The sequence below is a fragment of the Rhizobacter sp. P1_G5 genome (genome assembly GCF_056405435.1).
Window position 1 is genome coordinate 1 of record NZ_JBFUCB010000482.1, and the last position, 4,764, is coordinate 4,764.

General features: G+C 68.6%; 5 protein-coding genes. 2 read left to right on the plus strand and 3 right to left on the minus strand.

Annotated features, from left to right (window positions below):
- Positions 1-826, minus strand: an 826-nt coding sequence (locus tag AC1D12_RS25060; protein WP_477843584.1) for a YihY family inner membrane protein, incomplete at its 3' end; no start/stop codon positions are given.
- Between the two features lie 20 nt (positions 827-846).
- Between AC1D12_RS25060 and AC1D12_RS25065 the strand changes: the two genes are divergently transcribed.
- Both AC1D12_RS25065 and AC1D12_RS25070 read left to right on the plus strand, forming a co-directional pair.
- Positions 847-1,266, plus strand: coding sequence for a DUF2069 domain-containing protein (locus AC1D12_RS25065; protein WP_477825579.1), 420 nt, complete (start codon positions 847-849; stop codon positions 1,264-1,266).
- Positions 1,263-2,669, plus strand: a complete 1,407-nt coding sequence (locus AC1D12_RS25070) for an FAD-binding oxidoreductase (protein WP_477825578.1) — start codon at positions 1,263-1,265, stop codon at positions 2,667-2,669. The genes AC1D12_RS25065 and AC1D12_RS25070 overlap by 4 nt, the downstream gene beginning before the upstream one ends.
- An 82-nt stretch (positions 2,670-2,751) precedes the next feature.
- Here the strand turns inward: AC1D12_RS25070 and AC1D12_RS25075 are convergent, their stop codons facing one another.
- Together AC1D12_RS25075 and nuoN are read right to left on the minus strand one after the other, a co-directional pair.
- Positions 2,752-3,210 (minus strand): DUF1178 family protein, encoded by a 459-nt coding sequence (locus AC1D12_RS25075; protein ID WP_465114365.1) that lies wholly within the window; start codon positions 3,208-3,210, stop codon positions 2,752-2,754.
- An 83-nt stretch (positions 3,211-3,293) separates the two neighbouring features.
- Positions 3,294-4,764 (minus strand): NADH-quinone oxidoreductase subunit NuoN (gene nuoN / locus AC1D12_RS25080; RefSeq protein ID WP_477843586.1); only part of this gene is annotated, 1,471 nt, incomplete at its 5' end.

A 4,764-nucleotide genomic window follows, 5' to 3' on the forward strand; every position in this document is an offset into this window, starting at 1 on the left:
GGTAGATCCAGATCAGCAGGATCGGCACCGTCGCGAACGCGCCGTACAGCGTGGTGTAGGTCGGCACCGAGCTCAGGTACCAGCCCAGGCCCTTCTTCGCGACCTCGAAGCCCGCCGCGACGAACACGCCGCCGGCCGCCGCATGCCGCCAGCGCACCAGCGTGTTCGGCACGTAGTGGAACAGGCCCGCCATCGCCGCCGACAACAGCGCGAACTCGAGCACGTTCAGCAGGAAGCTGACGCCGCCCGGCATCACGCCGACCACGCCGCGCGAGGCCGAGATCGCGTACGAAGTGAGCGACAGGCTCACGCCCAGCAGCAGCGGCCCGAGCGTGACGGCGGCCCAGTACACCAGCACGCGCTGCGCGATCGGCCGCGGCTTGGGCACGCGCCAGATCGCGTTCAGCGTGCGGTCGATCGTCAGCATCAGCGCGAGCGCGGTGAACACCAGCACCACCAGGCCGAAGGTGCCGAGCCGGTTCGCCTTGCTCGCGAACTGCGTCAGCGCGCCCAGCACCGGCTTGGCGATCGAATCGGGCACGAGGCTCTGCAGGAAGTACTTCTGCAGCGCGTCCTGGAAGCTCGAGAACATCGGGAACGCGGTGAACACCGCCAGCATCACCGTGACCAGCGGCACCAGCGAGATCAGCGTCGTGAAGGTCAGGCTGCTGGCGGTCAGGCCCAGGCGGTCCTCGCGGAAGCGCTGGCGCAGCGTGACCAGCGTCTCGAGCCACGGCCAGGTCTGCAGCGTCTGCAGTGCGCGCGAGAGCTGCTGCCGCCATGTCAACGTCAGGGCTTGGGCTTCGGCGCGTGTCGGGAGATTCATCGATGGCATCATAGCCAGCGATGACTGCGCCCCCTGCTCCTTCCGCCTCCTCTGCCCCCCTTCCGCCTGTCGTGCTGTGGACCCGCGCGCTCGCGGTCGGCAGCCTCGCCGGGCTCATCGTGCTCGGCGTGGCCTGGGAGCTGTGGCTCGCGCCGCTGCGGCCGGGCGGCACCTGGCTCGCGCTGAAGGTGCTGCCGCTCGCCTTCGCGCTGGCTGGGCTGCTGCGCCACCGCATGTACACCTACCGCTGGGTCAGCCTGCTGGTGTGGCTCTATTTCATCGAAGGCGTGGTGCGCGCCGGCAGCGACCGCGGGCCCGGCACGGTGCTCGGCCTCATCGAGGTACTGCTGTGCCTGGTGCTGTTCACCGCCTGCGGGCTGCATGTGCGCTGGCGATTGGGCCATGCCGCCCCCGTCGAACCCGCGAAGGAGGCCGCATGAAGCCGCTGCTGCTCGAATCGCTGCGCGCGATCGTCGGCCCGGCCAACGTGCTGACCGACGGCGACCTGGCCGGCTACGAACAGGACTGGCGCAGGCGCTACCGCGGCCGTGCGCTGGCCGTCGTGCGGCCGAGCTCGACCGACGAGGTGGCCCAGGTGGTCGCCGTCTGCGCGCGGCATGGCACGGCCATCGTGCCGCAGGGCGGCAACACCGGGCTGGTTGGCGGCGGCGTGCCGGACGACAGCGGCACCCAGGTGCTGCTGACGCTGTCGCGCATGGACCGCGTGCGCAGCATCGATGCGGCCAACCTGACGATGACGGTCGAGGCCGGCTGCGTGCTGCAGTCGGTGCAGGAGGCGGCTGCGGCCGACGGGCTGCTGTTTCCGCTCAGCCTCGCGGCCGAGGGCAGCTGCACGATCGGCGGCAACCTCGCGACCAATGCCGGCGGCACGCAGGTGCTGCGCTACGGCAATGCGCGCGAGCTGTGCCTGGGGCTCGAGGTCGTCACCGCGCAGGGCGAGGTGTGGCACGGCCTGTCGGGCCTGCGCAAGGACAACACCGGCTACGACCTGCGCGACCTCTTCATCGGCAGCGAGGGCACGCTCGGCATCATCACCGCGGCCACGCTGAAGCTCTACCCGCAACCCGCGGCGACGCTGACGGCGCTGGCCGCGCTGCCGGACCTGCCGTCCGCTGTCGCACTGCTGCAACTTGCGCAGGCGCGGCTGGGTGCCGGCCTCACCGGGTTCGAGCTGATGGGCGAGTTCGCGCTCGGGCTGGTGCGCCGCCACTACCCGCAACTGCGCCAGCCCTTGCCGCCGTCGCCGTGGACGGTGCTGCTGGAGCAGTCCGACACCGAGGGCGAGCAGCACGCCCGGGCGCTGTTCGAGGGCCTGCTGGAAACCGCGCTGGAGCGTGGGCTGATCACCGATGCCGCGGTGGCCGAGAGCATCGAGCAGTCGAACGGCCTGTGGCACCTGCGCGAGTCGATCCCGCTGGCGCAGTCGGAGGAAGGCTTGAACATCAAGCACGACATCTCGCTGCCGGTGTCGCGCATCGTCGACTTCGTGGCCGCCACCGATGCGGCGTTGCGCGCCGCGTTGCCGGGGGTGCGGCTGGTCAACTTCGGCCACCTGGGCGACGGCAACCTGCACTACAACGTGCAGGCGCCCGAAGGCGGCGACGCGAAGCAGTTCCTGCTGCAGCACGAAGCGGCGGTCAACACCATCGTCTACGACGCGGTGGGAGCGTGTGGCGGGTCGATCTCGGCGGAGCACGGGATCGGGGCGTTGAAGCGCGACGAGCTTGCCGTGCGCAAGTCGCCGGTGGCGCTGGGGTTGATGCGCAGCATCAAGCAGGCACTGGATCCGAACGGCCTGATGAATCCTGGCAAGGTCGTGTAGGCGTTCCTTCCGCGCGAAAAGGCGCGTAGGGCGAGCCCCACATCCCCCACCCGCGCCTTTGCTCGCGCAGAGCGCCCAACAGCTATTGCAGCGTGCCCTTCGCAGCCGCCGGCAACGGCAGCGACATCACGTCGATGCCCTCCTCGGCCAGTGCCTGCGCATCCTCGCGTGTCGCACGGCCGCGGATCGCGCGCTCTTCGGCTTCTCCGTAGTGGATGCGCCGGGCCTCTTCGGCAAAGCGCTCACCCACATCGTCGGTGTTCGCCATCACGTGCTGCACGGCCTTCAACCACATCGCCTGCATCGTCATCGCCTCCGGCGTGGCCGGCACCGGGTGCTGCGCCGCTGGCGTGGGGGCCTTGGGTTCACGCGCGCCTGACACATTCAGCCTGGGCGCGCTCGGCAGCCGGGTGACAGTCTTGTCGCCGCACAGCGGGCATTCGACCAGCCCGCCTTCGAATTGCGACTGGAAATCGGCTTCCGAGCCGAACCAGCCTTCGAAGCGATGGTCGTGCGCGCAGCACAGGTTGAGCACTTTCATGCGCGCATTATCAGCAGACGCTCAGCGCCGCGCAGCCTGCAGGGCGATGCCCCAGCGGCCGGCGCGCCAATTCCGCAACGACTTCAGGTGGACAAGGCTTTGACGATGGCCTGCGAACACAGCGCCATCAGGCCGCCGGGCAGGATTCCGAAGAACAGCACGGCCGCGCCGTTCAGCGACAGCACCACCCGCACGTCGTTCGGGGCGATCACCGGATGGGTGTCCACCGGGTCCTCGAAATACATCACCTTCACCAGGCGCAGGTAGTAGAACGCGCCCACCAGCGACAGCATCACCGCCAGCACCGCGACGCCGATGTAGAACGGCACATTGGTCGTGACCAGCGCCTGCAGCACCGCGAGCTTGGCATAGAAGCCCACCGTCGGCGGAATGCCGGCCAGCGAGAACATGAAGATCGCCATCACGCCGGCGAACCACGGGTTGCGCTTGCCCAGGCCCTTCAGGTCGTCGATGTTCTCCGACTCGAAACCCTGGCGCGACAGCAGCATGATCACGCCGAAGGTGCCGAGCGTCGTGAAGACGTAGGTGACCATGTAGAACAGCGCCGAGCTGTAGCCGTTCGAGGCCGACAGCGTGTTGCCGGTGATCACCGTGGTCGTGAAGCCGAGCAGCACGAAGCCGATCTGCGCGATCGTCGAGTACGCGAGCATCCGCTTCAGGTTGCTCTGCGCGATGGCGGCGAGGTTGCCGAGGAACATCGACGCGATCGCCAGCACCATCATCATCTGCTGCCAGTCGCCGGCCACGCCCGACAGGCCCTCCACCAGCAGGCGGAAGGTCATCGCGAAGGCCGCGAGCTTCGGCGCGCCGGCGATCAGCAAGGTGACCGCGGTCGGCGCACCGTGGTAGACGTCGGGCAGCCACATGTGGAACGGCACCGCGCCGAGCTTGAACGCGAGGCCGGCGACGATGAACACCACGCCGAACACCAGCACGGTCGGGTTGATCTGGCCGGTGGCGATCGCGTTGAACACCGTCGGGATGTCGAGCGAGCCGGTCGCGCCGTACATCATCGACAGGCCGTACAGCAGGAAGCCGCTGGCCAGCGCGCCGAGCACGAAGTACTTCATCGCGGCTTCGGTCGACTGGGCATGGTCGCGGCGCATCGCGGTCAGCGCGTACAGCGACAGCGACATCAGCTCCAGGCCGAGGTAGATCACGAGGAAGTTGTTCGCCGCCAGCATCACCGAGATGCCGAGCATCGAGAACAGCGACAGCGTGAACAGCTCGCCCTTCAGCATGTCGCGGCTCTCGGCGTACGGCCGGGCATAGACCAGCGTCACCATCACCGCAAGCGACGCGAAGAAGCCCAGCAGGTGGCCGAGCGGGTCGGTGACCATCATGCGCTGCATGCCGTAGACGGTGAAGCCGGCATCGAAGTACGCCAGGTGCATGACGCCGACGACGGCGAGCGTCGCCTGCGTCAGCCAGTAGGTGGGCGTGCGCTTCGGATCGGTGACCCACAGGTCGACCATCGCGACCACGCTGGCCATCCCGAGCAGCACCAGTTCCGGGTAGACGGCCAGCCAGTTC